17 protein-coding genes are annotated in these 17,223 nt (G+C 67.7%); 7 read left to right on the top strand and 10 right to left on the bottom strand.

Annotation, left to right across the window (positions count from 1 at the left end; translation table 11 throughout):
• Positions 1-88 precede the first annotated feature (88 nt).
• From QGN32_RS02260 to QGN32_RS02270, 3 genes are all read left to right on the top strand, one after another.
• Positions 89-1,087, top strand: a complete 999-nt coding sequence (locus QGN32_RS02260; protein WP_326547056.1) for a proteasome assembly chaperone family protein — start codon at positions 89-91, stop codon at positions 1,085-1,087.
• A 71-nt stretch (positions 1,088-1,158) separates the two neighbouring features.
• The gene (locus QGN32_RS02265) at positions 1,159-2,181 is read left to right on the top strand and encodes an alpha/beta fold hydrolase (RefSeq protein WP_326547057.1); all 1,023 of its coding nucleotides are present in this window, start codon (positions 1,159-1,161) and stop codon (positions 2,179-2,181) included.
• A gap of 57 nt (positions 2,182-2,238) precedes the next feature.
• Positions 2,239-2,925: a PhzF family phenazine biosynthesis protein gene (locus QGN32_RS02270; protein WP_326547059.1), complete on the top strand. Its 687-nt coding sequence runs from the start codon at positions 2,239-2,241 to the stop codon at positions 2,923-2,925.
• Between the two features lie 18 nt (positions 2,926-2,943).
• Here the strand turns inward: QGN32_RS02270 and nrdR are convergent, their stop codons facing one another.
• Positions 2,944-3,414: a transcriptional regulator NrdR gene (nrdR, locus tag QGN32_RS02275; protein WP_326547060.1), complete on the bottom strand. Its 471-nt coding sequence runs from the start codon at positions 3,412-3,414 to the stop codon at positions 2,944-2,946.
• A 160-nt stretch (positions 3,415-3,574) separates the two neighbouring features.
• The gene (locus tag QGN32_RS02280) at positions 3,575-4,027 is read right to left on the bottom strand and encodes a LysM peptidoglycan-binding domain-containing protein (protein WP_326547061.1); all 453 of its coding nucleotides are present in this window, start codon (positions 4,025-4,027) and stop codon (positions 3,575-3,577) included.
• Positions 4,028-4,236: 209 nt separating this feature from the next.
• Here QGN32_RS02280 and lexA point away from each other — a divergent pair, with 209 nt between their 5' ends.
• On the top strand, positions 4,237-4,932 hold the full coding sequence (gene lexA, locus QGN32_RS02285; RefSeq protein WP_326547062.1) for a transcriptional repressor LexA: 696 nt from the start codon (positions 4,237-4,239) through the stop codon (positions 4,930-4,932).
• Here the strand turns inward: lexA and QGN32_RS02290 are convergent.
• Positions 4,929-6,947: a sunset domain-containing protein gene (locus tag QGN32_RS02290; RefSeq protein WP_326547063.1), complete on the bottom strand. Its 2,019-nt coding sequence runs from the start codon at positions 6,945-6,947 to the stop codon at positions 4,929-4,931. The genes lexA and QGN32_RS02290 overlap by 4 nt on opposite strands.
• 596 nt (positions 6,948-7,543) lie before the next feature.
• On the opposite strand from QGN32_RS02290, the gene QGN32_RS02295 reads away from it, so the two are divergent.
• Complete coding sequence (locus QGN32_RS02295) at positions 7,544-8,047, top strand: hypothetical protein (protein ID WP_326547064.1); 504 nt, start codon at positions 7,544-7,546, stop codon at positions 8,045-8,047.
• A gap of 121 nt (positions 8,048-8,168) precedes the next feature.
• Positions 8,169-8,411 carry a microaggregate-binding protein 1 gene (mbp1, locus tag QGN32_RS02300; RefSeq protein WP_326547065.1) on the top strand — a complete coding sequence of 81 codons (243 nt, stop codon included), beginning with the start codon at positions 8,169-8,171 and terminating at the stop codon, positions 8,409-8,411.
• Positions 8,412-8,491: 80 nt separating this feature from the next.
• On the opposite strand, the gene hflX is transcribed toward mbp1, so the two are convergent.
• Genes hflX through QGN32_RS02325 form a run of 5 tightly spaced genes read right to left on the bottom strand, consistent with a single transcriptional unit; the run spans position 8,492 to position 13,364 of the window.
• Positions 8,492-9,937, bottom strand: a complete 1,446-nt coding sequence (hflX, locus tag QGN32_RS02305) for a GTPase HflX (RefSeq protein WP_326547066.1) — start codon at positions 9,935-9,937, stop codon at positions 8,492-8,494.
• Between the two features lie 45 nt (positions 9,938-9,982).
• A complete protein-coding gene (dapF, locus tag QGN32_RS02310; protein ID WP_326547067.1) occupies positions 9,983-10,855 on the bottom strand; it encodes a diaminopimelate epimerase in 873 nt (290 codons plus the stop codon).
• Between the two features lie 4 nt (positions 10,856-10,859).
• The gene (gene miaA, locus QGN32_RS02315) at positions 10,860-11,768 is read right to left on the bottom strand and encodes a tRNA (adenosine(37)-N6)-dimethylallyltransferase MiaA (RefSeq protein ID WP_326547068.1); all 909 of its coding nucleotides are present in this window, start codon (positions 11,766-11,768) and stop codon (positions 10,860-10,862) included.
• Positions 11,765-12,466 (bottom strand): class III extradiol ring-cleavage dioxygenase family protein, encoded by a 702-nt coding sequence (locus QGN32_RS02320; protein WP_326547069.1) that lies wholly within the window; start codon positions 12,464-12,466, stop codon positions 11,765-11,767. The genes miaA and QGN32_RS02320 overlap by 4 nt, the downstream gene beginning before the upstream one ends.
• Before the next feature lie 10 nt (positions 12,467-12,476).
• Positions 12,477-13,364, bottom strand: a complete 888-nt coding sequence (locus QGN32_RS02325; protein ID WP_326547070.1) for a DMT family transporter — start codon at positions 13,362-13,364, stop codon at positions 12,477-12,479.
• A 163-nt stretch (positions 13,365-13,527) separates the two neighbouring features.
• Between QGN32_RS02325 and QGN32_RS02330 the strand changes: the two genes are divergently transcribed.
• Positions 13,528-14,853: a DUF349 domain-containing protein gene (locus tag QGN32_RS02330; protein WP_326547071.1), complete on the top strand. Its 1,326-nt coding sequence runs from the start codon at positions 13,528-13,530 to the stop codon at positions 14,851-14,853.
• A 151-nt stretch (positions 14,854-15,004) separates the two neighbouring features.
• On the opposite strand, the gene QGN32_RS02335 is transcribed toward QGN32_RS02330, so the two are convergent.
• A complete protein-coding gene (locus tag QGN32_RS02335; protein WP_326547072.1) occupies positions 15,005-15,610 on the bottom strand; it encodes an Rv2732c family membrane protein in 606 nt (201 codons plus the stop codon).
• Positions 15,598-17,037 carry a tRNA (N6-isopentenyl adenosine(37)-C2)-methylthiotransferase MiaB gene (miaB, locus tag QGN32_RS02340; protein WP_326548892.1) on the bottom strand — a complete coding sequence of 480 codons (1,440 nt, stop codon included), beginning with the start codon at positions 17,035-17,037 and terminating at the stop codon, positions 15,598-15,600. Before miaB ends, QGN32_RS02335 begins: the two co-directional genes overlap by 13 nt.
• Between the last annotated feature and the right edge of the window lie 186 nt (positions 17,038-17,223).

Raw genomic sequence — 17,223 nt, forward strand, 5'->3', positions numbered from 1 at the left:
GGGAACGGGAACGCAACGTAGGCAAGACTAGTTGTCACTGGTAGTGAGACATCCACGGTTTGGCACCACCGCGAGGAGGCGAGGCTCGATGGCTGACAGCCGCGAAAACCCAGGGAAGCCCGAACAGCGTTACCAGCCGGAACAGTCCGGCATGTACGAGTTGGAATTCCCCGCACCCCAGCTGTCGTCGAAGGATGGCCGAGGACCGGTGCTCATTCACGCCCTCGAAGGGTTCTCCGACGCAGGACACGCCATCCGCTTGGCCGCCCAGCATCTGAAGGCCACGCTCGACACCGAGCTGGTGGCCTCGTTCGCGATCGACGAGCTGCTGGATTACCGGTCCCGGCGTCCGTTGATGACATACAAGACCGACCACTTCACCCACTACGAGGACCCGGAACTCAACCTGTACGCGATGCGCGACAGCGTCGGCACTCCGTTCCTGCTTCTCGCCGGGCTGGAACCGGATCTGCGCTGGGAGCGGTTCATCACCGCCGTGCGGTTGCTGGCCGAACGGCTCGACGTCCGCCGGTTCGTCGGCCTGGGCACGATTCCGATGGCGGTGCCGCACACCCGCCCCATCACGATGACGGCGCACTCGAGCGACAAGGAGCTCATCGCCGACCACCAACCGTGGGTCGGCGAGGTGCAGGTTCCCGCCAGTGTGTCGAACCTGCTGGAGTTCCGCATGTCGCAGCACGGGCACGAGGTCGTCGGCTTCACCGTCCACGTGCCGCACTATCTGGCGCAGACCGACTACCCCGCGGCGGCAGAAGCATTGCTGGCCGAAGTCGGCAGGAACGCGTCACTGAGCATCCCGCTCGAATCCTTGGTCACCGCGGGCGCGGAGGTATTGACCAAGGTGAACGAGCAAGTCGAGCAGAGCTCCGAAGTCGCGCAGGTGGTCGCCGCGCTCGAGCGTCAGTTCGACGCCTTCGTCGCCGCTCAGGAGAACCGGTCCCTCTTGACCAGTGACGAAGACCTGCCCAGCGGCGAAGAACTCGGCGCCGAGTTCGAGCGGTTCCTCGCCCAGCAGGCCGAGAAGAAGTCCAAGGATCGCTTTCAGGACGGCGACGACACCGGATAGCGCCCGTCACCGCGATGAGCGGGGGGGGGCCACAGCGAGCGAGCTTCCCGAAGGCCCGCTAAGTTGACGCAATGTCCGCGCGAAAGCCGAACCTCCGCTCGGTCCGGGACCTGACGCCCAGCCTGCAGTTTCGCACCATCCACGGCTATCGCCGCGCGTACCGGGTGGCGGGTTCCGGTCCCGCGATCCTGTTGATCCACGGCATCGGGGACAACTCCACCACCTGGGACACCGTGCAATCGAAGCTCGCGCAGCGGTTCACGGTCATCGCGCCGGATCTCCTGGGCCATGGCAAGTCCGACAAACCACGCGCCGATTACTCGGTCGCCGCTTACGCCAACGGGATGCGAGATCTGCTGAGCGTGCTCGACACCGAGCGGGTCACCGTGGTCGGCCATTCCCTCGGCGGCGGCGTGGCCATGCAGTTCGCCTACCAGTTCCCGCAGTTGGTCGACCGGCTCATTCTGGTCGGTGCGGGCGGGGTCACCAAGGACGTCAACGTCGCGCTGCGGTTCGCCTCGCTGCCGATGGGCAGTGAAGCGCTGGCGCTGTTGCGCCTGCCGTTCGTGCTGCCGACTCTGCAGATGGTGGGCCGCCTCGCCGGTGGGATCTTCGGGTCCACCGGCCTCGGCCGCGACCTGCCACAGGTTCTGCGCATCCTCAATGACCTTCCCGAACCGACCGCATCCTCGGCATTCGCCCGCACACTGCGTGCCGTCGTGGACTGGCGCGGGCAGGTGGTGACCATGCTGGACCGCTGCTACCTGACGCAATCGGTTCCGGTGCAACTGATCTGGGGTAGTTGCGACGCCGTGATCCCGGTCAGCCACGGCTGGATGGCCCACGCCGCGATGCCAGGGTCACAGCTGGAAATCTTCGATGACTCCGGTCATTTCCCGTTTCACGACGACCCGGACCGCTTCGTCGAGGTCGTGGAGAAGTTCATCGACGGCACCGAACCAGCGGTCCACGACCAGGAGTATCTGCGGGAACTGCTGCGGGCTGGCACCAACGAGGGCACGATCTGTGGCTCCCTCGACACCATGGCCGCGGTGCTCGAGGCGCTGGGCGCCGACGAGCGCAGTGCGACCTGAACGTAGCGCCGACCGCGTGCCGTTCGACGACAAGAGGATACGAAGTAGCATCGGCCCATGGCTATCGATGTGACGGTGCTGCGTGTCTTCACCGACCCGGACAGCAACTACGGAAATCCACTCGGCGTCGTCGACGCCAGCACCGTCGACCCGGACGATCGCCAGCGGGTAGCCAGCCAATTGGGTTACAGCGAAACCATATTCGTCGATCTACCAGCGCCCGGCACTAGTACCGCGCACGCCCGCATCTACACGCCGGCGGTCGAACTGATCTTCGCGGGCCACCCCACCGTCGGTGCGGCCTGGTGGCTTCGCGAACAAGGCACTCCCGTTCACACACTGCGTGTTCCCGCCGGCATCGTGCAGGTCGTCTACACCGACGAGCTGACCTCGGTGCAGGCGCGTGCGGAGTGGGCGCCGGAGTTCGCCATCCACGACGTCGCCTCCATCGATGAGCTTCTCGCGCTCGACCCGTCCGACTACCCGGACGACATCAACCACTACCTGTGGACGTGGGCCGACCGGGAGCAGGGGCTGCTGCGGTCGCGGATGTTCGCGTCCGATTTGGGGGTGCCCGAGGACGAGGCCACGGGCGCCGCCGCTGTGCGAATCACCGACTACCTGAGCCGCGACCTGACGATCGTGCAGGGCAAGGGTTCGTACATCCACACGGAGTGGACTCCCGAGGGCTGGGTGCGCATCGCCGGCCGCGTCGTCAACGACGGCGTCAAACAGATCGACTGAGGGAGGCTTTGCGGCGAATCAACTGGCGGTCGGCTGCGGCGAATCGCGATGCGCTCGGAGCGCCTCGATCTCACGCTCGAAGTCCTCGGCCGAACTGAACCCGCGATATACCGAGGCGAAGCGAAGATATGCCACTTCGTCGAGATCACGTAGCGGGCCCAGGATGGCCAGCCCTACTTCGTTGCTAGGCACCTCGGGCGAACCGGTGGCCCGCACGGTGTCCTCGACCTGCTGGGCAAGCAGGTTCAGCGCATCATCGTCGACCTGCCTGCCCTGACACGCCCGGCGCACACCCTTGATGACCTTCTCCCGGCTGAACGGCTCGGTGACACCGCTGCGTTTCACTACGGCCAGCACAGCCGTCTCCACCGTGGTGAACCGGCGTCCACATTCCGGGCACGAGCGCCGCCGCCGGATCGCCTGACCCTCGTCGGTCTCCCGGGAGTCGACCACTCGCGAGTCGGGATGACGACAGAAAGGACAGTGCATCACCGCTCCTTCGCCGCGCCAACAAACGACCAACTCGAACCTCTCTGAGCGTACCTGCGGCGCGTTGCGAAAGCCCAGCACCGGCCTCATCGGCACATACCAGAACGATCTGTCGGTGAACACGTGCGCACCAAGCTCTTTACGGCCCAACCAACGGATGTCAGCCGACCGGCGCTATGAGCGTCTGCCCGGCGTCCAGCGCAACCGAGTCGAGTTGGTTGAGTTCGCGAATCCGGTCCGCCACCTGGCCCACAGGGGCGCCGGGCGCCACCCGCTGGGCCACCTGGTGCAGGCTCTCGCCGGTTTGAACCTGGATCACCGCGAGCCGGTCCGGAACGGCGGCCGGGGTGGTGCCGACCACGCCGCCGAACTGGGCCACCAGGCCCAGCCACACCGTGATCGCTGCCGCCACCAACGCAAGGAGCACGGTGGCACCCGGTGTGATCGGCCGCCGCCGGTGCGAGGCGCGCGACATCAGTACGCCGGTGCCCCGATACCGAACCGGCGCCCCGCCCGGTCGGGTGGACAAGGGGCGCCGACGGGCACCAGCAGGCCTGATGCCGGGCCTGAGCACGCGCGGGGCCTGAACTTCCTGGGAGTCGAGGATCGTCATCTTCCTGCCTTCCGGTCCGTTGGTTTTCGCTCTTGTGTTCGAACATACTCGCTCACATGTTCGAACGATAGAACATGTGATCGAACTGTGGCCAAACGATAGGACAGGGCACCGACAAGAAATTCGGGCGCATTCCCCGGCGATGGCGCTCCCGACACGCCTCGAACACATGTTTGATTAATCCTGTGCCGCGGGCTACATTCGGCGGCATGGACTCCAGCAGCGATACACCGGACGGCACGGGCGGGGGCCGAACGCTCGACCCTGGTCTAACCGAACGCCAGCGCACCATTCTCGACGTGATCCGCTCATCGGTCACCACTCGCGGCTATCCCCCGAGCATCAGGGAGATCGGCGACGCGGTCGGGCTGACGTCCACCTCCTCGGTGGCCCACCAGTTGCGCACCCTGGAGCGCAAGGGTTACCTACGGCGTGACCCCAACCGCCCGCGCGCGGTCGACGTGCGTGGCGCCGACGAGGCTGTGAGCCCGATCGTCACCACCGATGTCGCCGGCTCCGACGCGCTTCCGGAGCCGACGTTCGTGCCGGTGCTCGGCCGGATCGCCGCCGGCGGACCGATCCTCGCCGAGGAGGCCGTCGAGGACGTCTTCCCGCTACCGCGCGAACTGGTCGGCGAGGGCTCGCTTTTCCTGCTCAAAGTGGTCGGTGACTCGATGGTCGACGCGGCGATCTGCGACGGCGACTGGGTGGTCGTGCGTCAGCAGAACGTCGCCGACAACGGCGATATCGTGGCCGCGATGATCGATGGTGAGGCCACGGTGAAGACGTTCAAACGCACCCGCGGTCAGGTGTGGTTGATGCCCCACAACCCAGCCTTCGACCCGATCCCGGGGAACGACGCCGCAGTGCTCGGCAAGGTCGTCACCGTCATCCGGAAGATCTAGTCGGCTCGGACGAAACCGTTCGTACGCGCGAATTCTTCGCTGGAGAACCATATTTCGGCGCGTACCTCGTCATAGCCGGCGGTGTAGGGCAGCCAGTACCGGCCGGTTTGGGTATCGGCCTTGATCGGATATCCCTCCGGCGGCTGCCCGGAGTCATCGACCGGTAGGCGGAAAGCCGGGCTCGGCACTTCCGGTTCGTCGACGACGATCTTCGCGTGACGTCCCGTGTCGGTCAGCGGATCCCATTGAGCGGGTTCGGCTTCGGACTCGGGTTCGATCGATTCGACGGGTTCGACAGGTGTTTCCCGCTCATCGGCGTCGCCGTCCTCGACCCCCCGCTCTTCGACGGTCGGTATTCGCGTCGGCGCGGTGTCGACGTCGTCGGGATTCTCCTCGGCCTCGCCGAGTTCGCCCGCGTCTCCCGCGGCGTCGGTACCGGTCGGCGCCTCCCATGGATTGGCCGGCGACGTGTCCCCGGCACTGCCAAGCGGCGCAAGCGCGCCCAGACCCTCACTGGCATAGCGGTCACCGAACATCGCCGCTGACTCGTCGCCGCCGCTCGACGACTGCTCGTCCGCACCCACTGTGCTGTAGGGCTGTTCGCCGTCGTACCTGTCGTCGTAGCGGTCCTCCACGGCCTCGGGACGATCGACGTCGCCGCCGCGGCGATTTCGCATGCCGGCGAACACCACCAGGCCGACGAGCAGGAGCACCGGCACGATCGCGAGCAGCCACCACCAACTGAACATAAGCCAGTTCCGGTCGCCGCCTGAGTCCGAGGCCCCGGAGGCGTTCGGCGTTTCGGACCCCTGCCGAGCGGGCACCTCGAGGCCGGCCAACTCGCCCGCCAGATTCGGTGGCTCCGTAGAGAACTCGCCCGTCGACTGGTCCCAGGACACCACGCCGCCGGTGAACCGCTGCGTGATGACGTTGTCCTTCTCGGTCTGGTCGGCCATCGGTGCGCCGAGTGTGCCCTCGGCGCCGTCCAGCTTGTCCCAGGCTGCGCTCATCGCGCCGCGCATCAGTACCGCGCCGTGGTCCGGCGTCCAGAAGATCACGGGCTTGTCTTCGGCGGCGAACCTCGACATGCGGCTTGCGGTGGGCAGACCGCCGTCGGTTTCGCTGGAAATCGGAAATCCGAGATCCCCCTCGGGCCCGCCGAGGCTTTCATACTTCGCGAGTACCTGACCCGTCACGACTCGCGCGCCTGTCGACGGGCTGTAGAAGATCTTGCCGCCGGCGAAGTTCTGCCCAAGGCCGTCCTTGCCTATCGGATAGGGCGGTCCCTCTGCGGCGCCGAGCGGTCCCAGCGGCCCTCCGGCCGCGCGGCGGGCCGCGTTGATCGCGGAGACCGGATCGCCTGGCACCTCCAGATCCGTCAACTGCCCGGCAAGGTCCGGCGGCACGGTGGTGAAATTCTTGTCGCGAGTGTTGTAGGTGATCTCACCGCCGGTGAACTTCTGGGTGATCAGGTCACCGCGGTAGCTTTCGTCCTCCGCGGGCACTCCGAGTGTCCCCGACGATCCACCCAACTTGTCCCACGCGGCATTGATCGGCCCGCGCACCACCCGCGCGCCGGTGTCCGATGTCCAGAAGATCACCGGCTTGTCGCTGGCGCTGAACGTGACGTTGAAGCTGCCCGGGGCCCGGCCCGGACCGTCGTCCATGGTCGGGAACCCCAAATCACTGTCGGCGGGCCCGCCGAGTGATTCGTACTTCTCCAGGATCGCGCCCCGCATGAAGTGAGCGCCGGTGTCAGGGGTGAAGAACACCTTGCCGCCGGCGTAGTCCTGCGCAAACCCCTCGCCCACCGGGTATACCTCGCCCTGTTTGGGACCCAGGGGGCCGCCGTCACCGCCGCTGGCCTCCCATGCCGCTGTGATCGCGGTATTCGCGGCGTCGGATTCCGGCGAGGCGCCCGCCACCGGTGCCAGCAGTAGAGTTACGGCGCCCATGAGCAGACCGATCGCCACTCGGCCCCACACCGTGGTCCTCCGGCTGTTCTGCCCGATCATTCGTCCTCCCGGGTCGGCACGAAATTTCGCTCGAAGATTTCGTGCCCGTCATCTGTCAGCAGACGTCAACTACCAACGAACACGCCGATCTTGCGAAGAAAATACCTGCCAATCCCTCATTCGCTGTGGATAACCCCGCGTGCCGCGCGGATTAGTGCAGTCCGACCCGCGGCCCAAGGCCGAAGTTTTCCTCTCGACCGCGGCGGAATGGTGCCAAAAAACAGTTTGCACACGAACACCGAGAATGGCTTAGGCCACCGGATATCCGCCGGAATATCGGTAGCCAGCAGGCATGGCACACATCCGCTTTGCGGCTGACTGCGATCTTTGCGTCCCGCCCACTCGGCGACGAGGTTCAACCGGTGTGTTGGTCGCCACGAGCCCACGTCGTTCCGCGCCTAAACTCGAAGCCATGTTTTCCCGGGTGAGCCTGACCCACTGGGATGTTTTCACCGCCGACCTGACGAACGGCGACATCGCTGCGCTGAGCCGCTGCGCGTCGACGAATTGGCCGCAGATGAGTTACGCCGCGGGCAGGAGGTGTCGGTTCGTGTATTGCTCTGGCGTATATCGGCTTTACCGCCGACCGAATCGTGATGAGTGAAATCCTCGAAGTTCGCGAGCGGCGCCAACCGCTCACCTTCACGTTCGACGACATGAACCGGTACCACGGCGGTCACTCCCCGGCCGGAGTGGCCATGGCGTTCAAAGTGATGCAACGCGCCTTCGCGATGCTCTCCCCTGACGAGCCACCCGATCGCCGATCGATCACCGTGCGCACCGCGTTTCGCGGCCCCGGCGGCCGGGACGGTTTCGAGGCGGTCAGCCGCGCGGTGTCGGACGACCGCTACACCGTGGACCGTTCACTGGTGCGAGGCGACAGAGGTCGCCTGCTCGAAGATTTCGTGTTCGTCGTGGGCATTGCGGATCGCGGCGTGACGTTGCTGCTGCGCGAAGGATTCGTCACCGACGAGTTCATCGACCTGGCCCGTACCAAGGACCGGACGGCTCCCCAAGAAGCCCGCCTCGATCATCTGAAGGCGCAACTGGCGCAACGCGTGATGTCGGCGTCCGCTCCCGCGGTGTTTGCGGTCGACTGAGCCACGGCTGTGCGGTTTCACCGCTGTGAGCTGACTCACCGAGTCCGGTTTATCCGATTGACGAACCGGCGCATCGGGTATTGGAGGGCCACGAGAAACGATCGGCAAGGAGGAAGGCGCAGTGTCCGACAAGAACAACAGTGGACCCGAGGAAGCCGTCAAGGGCGTCGTCGAGGGAGTGAAGGGTAAGGCCAAGGAGGTGCTCGGCGCCGTCGCGGGTCGAGACGACCTGTATCGCGAGGGTCAGGCGCAGCAGGACAAGGCTGACGCGCAGCGTAACGCCGCGCAGAAGGAAGCCGAAGCCGAGAGTGCACGGGCCGCGGCCAAGACCGCCGAGAAGCGCCAAGAATCCGAGCAGGAGTAGTTCGGTACCAAACGCGAGAGGCGCAGAGGGATGAAACCCTTTGCGCCTCTTCGCTATGCGCAGACGTCGCGGCGACGGGCTCAGAACGTCGCGTATTCGCGCAGGGTCGCGGCCAGTGGAACCGGCACTCGCGCCTTGATCCTCGTGCCTTCGGCGGTGTGCTCGGTGGCGTCGACACGCCCGTCGGCGTGGACGCGGTTGACGAGATCGCCGCGGTCGTAGGGAATTGTGACGTCGATCGTGGTGTCTGTCGGTGGAATCAACTCCGCCATCCGCTGCTGCAGACGGTCCAGTCCCTCGCCGGTGCGCGCCGAGACGAACACCGCGTCGGGCAGCGCACCGCGCAACTGCGCCAGTGTCAGACCGTCGGCGGCGTCGATCTTGTTGACCACCAACAACTCCGGCGCCGGCGGTGCGTCGTGGTCGGCTAGACCTGATGTCGCCGGCCGCGCAGCTCCGATGACCTCGTTGACGACCTCGCGCACGGCGTTGATCTGGGCCAGCGGGTTGACGTCGGACCCGTCGACCACGTGCACCAGCAGATCGGCGTCGACGACCTCTTCCAACGTGGAGCGGAACGCCTCCACCAACTGGGTGGGCAGATGGCGGACGAACCCGACCGTGTCGGTCAGTACGAAAGATCTGCCGTCGGCGAATTCGCCTCGGCGCGTTGTCGGTTCGAGCGTCGCGAACAACGCGTTCTCCACCAGTACCCCCGCACCGGTCAGCGCGTTGAGCAGACTCGACTTACCGGCATTGGTGTAGCCGACGATGGCGATCGACGGCACCTCGCTGCGGCGCCTGCCTCTGCGCTGCGTGTCGCGGATCTTCTTCATGTCCTTGATGTCGCGGCGTAGTTTGGCCATTCGCTCGCGGATGCGGCGACGGTCGGTCTCGATCTTGGTCTCACCGGGACCGCGCGTGCCCACCCCGCCCCCGGCTCCACCGGCACGACCGCCGGCCTGCCGGGACATCGATTCGCCCCAGCCGCGCAGCCTGGGCAGCATGTACTCCATCTGAGCCAGGGTGACCTGCGCTTTGCCTTCCCGGCTGGTCGCGTGCTGGGCGAAGATGTCGAGGATGAGCGCGGTGCGGTCGATGACCTTGACCTTGACCGCCTTCTCCAGGGCCGTCAGCTGGGCGGGGCTGAGCTCACCGTCGCAGATGACGGTGTCGGCTCCGGTCGCGAGGACGATCTCGCGAAGTTCGGCGGCCTTACCCGAGCCGATATAGGTGGAGGCGTCCGGTTTGTCGCGGCGCTGAATCACCCCTTCGAGCACCTCCGAACCGGCCGTCTCGGCGAGTGCGGCGAGTTCGGCCAGGCTGGCTTCGGCGTCGGCCGAACTTCCTTCGGTCCAAACGCCCACCAGCACCACGCGTTCCAGGCGCAGTTGGCGGTATTCGACCTCGGAGACGTCGGTGAGTTCGGTCGACAGACCGGCCACGCGGCGCAGTGCCGTGCGGTCTTCGAGGGCCAGTTCACCCGCGCTCGGGGTGTGGCGGATAGGAGGATCGGGATACGTCATAGGCGAATAGAGATTCGCACGGAGATCACTTTTCATGCACCCCAATTAACGTTGCGCAAGGCTCCACCATTCCTCGGACAGCTCACCATGGGCCACCAGAACCGAGGGTCCACGCAGGAAACTGCTGGCGTCGGTGATGGTGACCGAGACTTCGCCGCCAGGAATCCGCACGTCGACGCTGCCGGTGCCGGCGCCGCTGAAGGCCAGCGCCGCGACGGCCGCGGCGACGGTGCCGGTTCCGCACGACCGGGTCTCGCCGACGCCGCGTTCGTGCACGCGCATCGATACCGCGCCGTTCGCCGGCGCCGTCATCACCTCGACGTTCACGCCCTCGGGAAACTGCGCGGTGTCGAAGTGCACCGGTGCCCCGATGTCGAGCGCGGACAGTTCTTCGACGGTCAGGTCGGGGTCGAGGCAGGCCAGATGCGGATTTCCGACGTCGACCGCGAGTCCCGCGAACGGCCTGCCGCCCACGATCGCTTCGCCGGCACCCAGTTGGTTCACCTTGCCCATCTCGACCGTGACGTCGGCGGTGGTCTCGTCCCAGGCATGCAGCACCACCGGACGCGGACCGGCCAGCGAGCCGACCACGAACTCGTCGCGGTCCGCCAGTCCGCTCACGCGCAGGTAATGGGCGAACACCCGCACTCCGTTGCCACACATCTGCGCGACCGACCCGTCGGCATTGCGGTAATCCATGTACCAGTTCTCCCCCGCGACGCCTTCCGGCAACTGCTCGAAAAGACCCGCCCGGTGCGCGGCCTGCGCGGTAGTCACCCGCAGCACACCGTCGGCGCCCAGCCCGCGGCGGCGGTCGCACAGTGCGGCGACCGATCTCGGTGACAGCGTCAGTTCGAAGTCGAGGTCAGGTAGCAGCACGAAGTCGTTCTGCGTCCCGTGGCCTTTGGCGAACTTCACCTGTTCAGGGTACGTCCCGCCACACTCGCACCGTGTCCTCGAGGAGGTCCGACGCGGCGCCGTCCATCCAGGTGGTGCGGTGGTCGCGGCGGAACCAGGACCGTTGCCGGCGCACATAGCGCCGGGTGCCGATGAACGTCGGCTCGCGGGCGGCGGAGCCGTCGCCGCCCGCGTCGAGGTCGGCGAGCACTTGTGCGTAACCCAGCGCGCGCGACGCGGTGACGCCGTCGCGCAGCCCACGATCCAGCAGTGTCCGCACCTCGCCAACCAGCCCGTCGGCGAACATCTTGTCGGTCCGTTGCGCCAGCCGTTCATCGAGAAACGTTGTATCCCAGTCCAATCCGACTATCGCGGTGTCCCAGCGGGGCGCGCCGATGGTGGGAAACGACGCGGCGAACGGCTGACCGGTCAGTTCGACGACCTCGAGCGCCCGCACGATCCGGCGCCCGTCGGTGGGCAGGATCGCAGCGGCCGCATCGGCGTCCACCCGCGCCAGCTCCTCGTGCAGGACGGCCACCCCGATTTCGGCGAGTCGCTGTTCCCACCGGGAGCGCACCGCCGGGTCGGTGGCCGGAAACGTCCAGTTGTCGAGCAAAGACTGGACGTACATCATCGATCCGCCCACCACGACCGGCACGGCGCCGCGTCCCGCGATGGCCTCGACGTCGGCGACGGCCGCGCGCTGGTAGCGGGCCACGCTCGCGGTCTCGGTCACCGCCAGCACGTCGAGCTGGTGGTGCGGGATGCCGCGACGCTCGTCGACGGTCAACTTCGCGGTTCCGATGTCCATGCCGCGGTACATCTGCATCGCGTCCGCGTTGACGATCTCGCCACCGAGTCGCTCGGCCACAGCCAGCGCCAACGCCGATTTGCCGGTCCCCGTCGGTCCGATGATCGCGATCGGCCGTGTCATCCTCTTCGGCTCTTCGGCTGCAAGACGCCCGCGAAGTAGCCGACGCCGTAGGGCGCGCCACGATAAAGCTCCGTGGCCGACCGAGGCACACCCTCCATGAGGCCCGCGAGGACCTGGTAGGGCACCCGCCCGACGATCGTTTCTGGTAGCCGGGACAGCGCGGCGGTGTCGCCGGCGGCCAGGGCATCGACGAGCGCCGCTTGTACGGCGACCGAATCGGGGTCATAACCGCCGGGGGCCGTCGGCGTCAACGTGTTGGCGCCGTCGGCGACGACGAGCACCCCGATCGGGTCGGCCGCGTCGTCGATCTCGGCGCGCAACCGCCTGCCGCGGCCCAGCGCGGCGTCGGCGTCGTCGGCCTCGGCGTATACCCGCACCTCGGCGGAGGCGTCGGTGCGGGCCGCACCGCGCACCCAGCCGGTGATCAAGGCGCACAGCGGCAACGCGGCCGGTTCGCCGTCGACCTCCGGCGACAGCGTGACCCGCAGATCGACGCCGTAGCCGGCAAACGTGCCGGTGTGGCGCGGGCCGATGACCGCATCGCTGGGCCCGTTCCCCACGGCGATCCAGCGCGGTGGCAGCCCGGCCACCGCCGTGAACACGGCTTCGCGCAGATCGCCCAGTTCAGCGGCGGCGCCACCCGCGAGCTCGGGCACCATGACCGGTGCCGACGGGACTATCGCGATGGCGCTCAGCACGCCGTCCACGCTAATGCTGCGCCGCAGGGTCGGCAGCGGTGGCGGCCTCACCGCGGGCGAGGGCGGCCGTCGAGACCACCATCGCCGCCACCGCGGCGACCAGCGTGAGCCAGCCGGCCTCCCCGGGCCGCAGCGTCTCCCCCAGCACGACGATGCCGAGCACCGACGCGACCACCGGTTCGGCGACCGTCATCGTCGGCAGCGACGCGGTCAGCGACCCTGCCCGGAACGCGGCCTGCTGCCATGCGGTGCCCGCGACCGCGACGAGTGCCCAGACGTACAGCTCCGGCGTGCGCAGGAGGGCCTCCAGCCCGTCGTCGAGACGGTCGACGACGCCCTTGGTCAGCACCGCGAACAGGCCCCACAGCCCACCTGACACCAGCGCGAGCAGCACCGCGCTCACGGGGCCTTTCCAGATGTTGGCACCGATGACGCACAGCACCAGCGCCGGACCGAACACCACCAGCACCGCAGTCCAGGTTTCCCACGAAGCGCGGGAATGGCCCGCGGTCGGGTTGCCGACGGTGACGATCACGACGACCGACGCCGCCAGCAGCGCCGCCCAGGCCCACTGCCAACGCGTCACCGGCCGGTGCGACAGCCGGGCGTGGATCGGCAGCGCGAACAGCAGCGATGTGACCAGGATGGCCTGTACGAGAAGCACCGACCCGACACCCAGTGCGGCGGCCTGCAGTGCGAACCCTGCGGCCGCCACGAGGCTGCCCAGCCACCACCGGCGGTCGCGCAGCAGCCGGCTGAACAGTTCGAGATGACCTACCGATTCGTCGGTGACCTCGTGCGCCTGTCGTTGGTGGATCACGTCGCCGATCGCAACGAACAGCGCGGCGCCGAGGGCGAGGAAGACGGCCAACTCCACCCCACTGTCCATGCCGGCCATCGCAGCCCTCCCGTATGTTGTCGCGACGAGCCTAGGCAGGCCATCGCGGGAAGCTGTGCGCACACGCCTCGACGACCTGTTTCAATAGCGTTCGGACAGCGATCAGGCGCCGCGTTGCGCGGCAGATGCGCGGTACGCCGCGGAGGGTACGAGGATTACGGACATGACGACCAGCGAGCCAGGAGGCCAGTCCTCCTCGCCCAAACCCGCTCCCCGGCCCGGACCGCCACGGGCCGTGCCCCGGCCGGGCCGGCCCGGGCCCGCGGTGGCTGCGCCCCCGACCAGCGATCCGCACCGGTTCGGGCGCGTCGACCCCGACGGCACCGTATGGCTGATCACCGGCTCGGGCGAACGGATCGTCGGATCCTGGCAGGCCGGCGACACGGAAGCGGCCTACGCGCACTTCGGTAGGCGCTTCGACGATCTCCAGACGGAGGTCGCGCTGATGGAAAGCCGGCTCCAGTCCGGCACCGGCGACGCTCGCAAGATCAAGGCGGCCGCCCAGACATTGGCCGAGACCCTGCCGACGGCGCACGTGCTGGGCGACGTCGACGCGATCGCTGCCCGACTGCAGGCGATCATCACCCACGCCGACGAGACGGCACAGGCCGAGCGGGCCCGGCGTGAGGAGTTTCGGGCCGCGCAGACCGCCCGCAAGGAGGCGCTGGCCGCCGAAGCCGAAGACCTCGCCGCCAATGCCACCCAATGGAAGGTCGCGGGCGACCGGCTGCGGGAGATCCTCGAGGAGTGGCGCACGATCACCGGGTTGGACCGCAAGACCGACGACGCCCTGTGGAAGCGCTACTCAGCGGCGCGTGAGCAGTTCAACCGAAGGCGCGGTTCGCATTTCGCCGAGCTGGACCGCGAGCGGGCCGGCGCCCGACAGGCCAAGGAGGCGTTGTGTGAGCGCGCCGAGGAACTCGCCGATTCGACGGACTGGGGGCCGACGAGCGCGGCGTTCCGTGAGTTGCTGACGGAGTGGAAGGCGGCCGGCCGCGCCTCGAAGGACGTCGACGACGCGTTGTGGCAGCGGTTCAAGGCGGCTCAAGACAAGTTCTTCGGCGCGCGAAACACGATCAGCGCCGAACGCGACGCCGAGTTCCGCGCCAACGCGGAGGCCAAGGAGGCACTGCTGGCCGAGGCGGAGAAACTGGACACCTCCGATCTCGACGCGGCGCGGGTCGCGCTGCGGGCGATCGGGGACAAGTGGGACGCCATCGGCAAGGTGCCCCGCGAGCGCAGCGCCGAGTTGGAACGACGACTGCGCGCCGTGGAGAAGAAGATCCGCGAGGCGCCGACGCAAGCCGTTGATCCGGAGGCGCAGGCACGTGCCGACCAATTCAGGGCTCGCGCAGAGCAGTACGAGCGCCAGGCCGAGAAGGCGGTCGCGGCAGGACGTGACAAGGACGCCGCCGAGGCACGCGCGAACGCCCAGCAGTGGCGGCAGTGGGCCGACGCGGCCGCCGAGGCCCTGGGCAAGAGCCGCTGAGTGGACTTTCCGCGTCCAGTGGGCGGGATCGCTCGTCGAGATCGACGTCAGGGTTGTGATTTCGGCGCCGACACGACCCTCGCGTAGAACTCGACGAGGAAGGGGAAAGTCGTCGTCCACCGCGACGTGTGCGCCGACGGCTTCGGCTCGATCAGCCTTTCGTGGAACCGTTGGGATCGTCGGGCTTGTCGAGGTCGTCGAGCAGGCCTTTCTTCTCTCGCTCCGCGACGGCCCTACGACGTTCCTCCTCGGCCGCCAATTGCAGCGCGGTGCGCGACCACACCGCCCTGGCCCAGTGGAATGTCACCACCGCCACCGCGATCCAAGCCAGGATGAGCCCGATCCCCGGCCCCGGGTAAGGTTCGGGGGCGGTCTGCCGTGACCACACCGCCAGCAGGCCGAGCAGCGTCGCCACCGTCGATCCGGCCAATGCGATCCAGGCCAACGCCCAGCGCCGGGTGAGTAATGCGAGCATCGAAAAGCCGACGCCGAATACCAGCACCAACCAGGCGAATACGCGATGCGGCAGGGAGATACCCTCGCGGGCCGCGGTTTCGCCGCCGATGAGCACATCCAACCCGCGGGCGTCCCCGGTATGCGGCAATACGAACGACACCAGTAGCACGAAGACTCCGATAGCGATCACCAGAGCCCGTGCGCCGGGATCGATTTCACCCGCGACACGGCGTTCGGCGGCCTCGATGTCGCCCTTGAAATCCTCGAAGCCGTTGTGGTTGGGAGTCGTCATTGCCCGCATCCCGTCGATGTCGGTGGTTCGGTCGGCGCGCCGATGCCCGGCATGCCGAGGCCCACGCCGGTGCGCGGTCGCCTGCCTGCGGCGTGAGCGTCCCCCGCCCGGGTGCGCCGATGACTGTGCACGCTCGAATCCGCGAGCAGGTGGTGCGGGGCGGCGCCGGTCACTGTCGTGGTCACGACGTCCCCGGGCCGGATATCGAGTCCCGCGGGGTTGAAGTGAACCAGGCGGCCGTCGCGGGCACGGCCCGACATCCTGGCGGTCGCGGCGTCCTTGCGACCCTCGCCCGCGGCCACCAGAACTTCAACGGTTCGGCCGACCAGCGCGCAGTTCTCCTCGAGGGAGATCCTCTCCTGGAGGTCGATCAACCGCTGATAGCGCTCGCTCACAACGGATTTGGGAAGCTGATCGGGTAATTCGGCGGCCGGGGTGCCGGGCCGCTTGGAGTACTGGAAGGTGAAGGCACCGGCGAACCGGGCCTGCTCGACGACGTCGAGGGTGGCCTGGAAGTCCGCCTCCTTCTCCCCGGGGAATCCGACGATGAGATCGGTGGTGATCGCGGCGTGCGGGATCGCGGCGCGGACCCGCTCGATGATTCCGAGGTAGCGCTCGGCCCGGTAGGACCGCCGCATGCCCCGCAGGACGCGGTCAGACCCGGACTGCAGCGGCATGTGCAGCGTCGGGCACACATTCGGTGTCTCGGCCATCGCGGCGATCACATCGTCGGTGAATTCGGCGGGGTGCGGGGACGTGAACCGCACCCGCTCGAGGCCGTCGATGCCCCCGCAGGCGCGCAGGAGTCTGGCGAATGCGCCGCGGTCGCGCGGTTCGGCTGGGTCGGCGAACGAGACGCCGTAGGCGTTGACGTTCTGACCGAGCAGCGTGATCTCGAGAACGCCTTGCTCGACCAGAGTCTGCACCTCGGCGAGCACGTCGCCGGGCCTGCGGTCGACTTCCTTGCCCCTCAGCGCCGGCACAATGCAGAACGTGCAGGTGTTGTTGCAGCCCACCGACACCGACACCCAAGCGGCGTATGCGGATTCGCGCGCAGCGGGCAGCGCGGACGGAAACTCCTGCAGCGCCTCGACGATCTCTACCTGGGCGGCGCGATTGTGCCGCGCACGCTGCAGCAGCGTCGGCAATGATCCGATGTTGTGGGTGCCGAACACCACGTCGACCCACGGCGCTCGGCGCAGCACCGTGTCGCGGTCCTTCTGCGCCAGGCAGCCGCCGACGGCGATCTGCATATCGGGATCGGCCTGTTTGCGCGGTGCCAGGTGGCTGAGGTTGCCGTACAGCTTGTTGTCGGCGTTCTCGCGTACGGCGCACGTGTTGAACACGACGACATCGGCATCCTCGTCGTCGGCGGCTCGTCGATACCCGGCGGCATCCAGCAATCCCGCCAGCCGCTCCGAGTCGTGCACGTTCATCTGGCAGCCATACGTGCGGACCTGGTAGGTGCGTGCCGACGCTCGCCCGCGCGCGGAGGTTTCGGTCGCGACTTGGCGAACGACCCGGTCGGCCGCTGCCTCTCGCGCCACCATCGAAGTCACGGCCCCATGGTACGGATCGGCCAGAGGGGGGATCCGGGCGGATTCTCGAGTTCCGGGCAGGCA

It is taken from the genome of Mycolicibacterium sp. ND9-15, assembly GCF_035918395.1.
Taxonomy (GTDB): Bacteria; Actinomycetota; Actinomycetes; order Mycobacteriales; family Mycobacteriaceae; genus Mycobacterium.

Bases quoted from the DNA above. Each gene is read 5' to 3' on its own strand.
- QGN32_RS02330 (WP_326547071.1), top strand. From the start codon at position 13,528: ATGACGACCAGCGAGCCAGGAGGCCAGTCCTCCTCGCCCAAACCCGCT.
- QGN32_RS02295 (WP_326547064.1), top strand. From the start codon at position 7,544: ATGAGTGAAATCCTCGAAGTTCGCGAGCGGCGCCAACCGCTCACCTTC.
- QGN32_RS02325 (WP_326547070.1), bottom strand. From the start codon at position 13,364: ATGGCCGGCATGGACAGTGGGGTGGAGTTGGCCGTCTTCCTCGCCCTC.
- miaA (WP_326547068.1), bottom strand. From the start codon at position 11,768: ATGACACGGCCGATCGCGATCATCGGACCGACGGGGACCGGCAAATCG.
- QGN32_RS02270 (WP_326547059.1), top strand. From the start codon at position 2,239: ATGGCTATCGATGTGACGGTGCTGCGTGTCTTCACCGACCCGGACAGC.
- miaB (WP_326548892.1), bottom strand. From the start codon at position 17,037: ATGAACGTGCACGACTCGGAGCGGCTGGCGGGATTGCTGGATGCCGCC.
- QGN32_RS02265 (WP_326547057.1), top strand. From the start codon at position 1,159: ATGTCCGCGCGAAAGCCGAACCTCCGCTCGGTCCGGGACCTGACGCCC.
- QGN32_RS02335 (WP_326547072.1), bottom strand. From the start codon at position 15,610: ATGCGGGCAATGACGACTCCCAACCACAACGGCTTCGAGGATTTCAAG.
- QGN32_RS02290 (WP_326547063.1), bottom strand. From the start codon at position 6,947: ATGATCGGGCAGAACAGCCGGAGGACCACGGTGTGGGGCCGAGTGGCG.
- nrdR (WP_326547060.1), bottom strand. From the start codon at position 3,414: ATGCACTGTCCTTTCTGTCGTCATCCCGACTCGCGAGTGGTCGACTCC.
- lexA (WP_326547062.1), top strand. From the start codon at position 4,237: ATGGACTCCAGCAGCGATACACCGGACGGCACGGGCGGGGGCCGAACG.
- hflX (WP_326547066.1), bottom strand. From the start codon at position 9,937: ATGACGTATCCCGATCCTCCTATCCGCCACACCCCGAGCGCGGGTGAA.
- QGN32_RS02280 (WP_326547061.1), bottom strand. From the start codon at position 4,027: ATGACGATCCTCGACTCCCAGGAAGTTCAGGCCCCGCGCGTGCTCAGG.
- QGN32_RS02260 (WP_326547056.1), top strand. From the start codon at position 89: ATGGCTGACAGCCGCGAAAACCCAGGGAAGCCCGAACAGCGTTACCAG.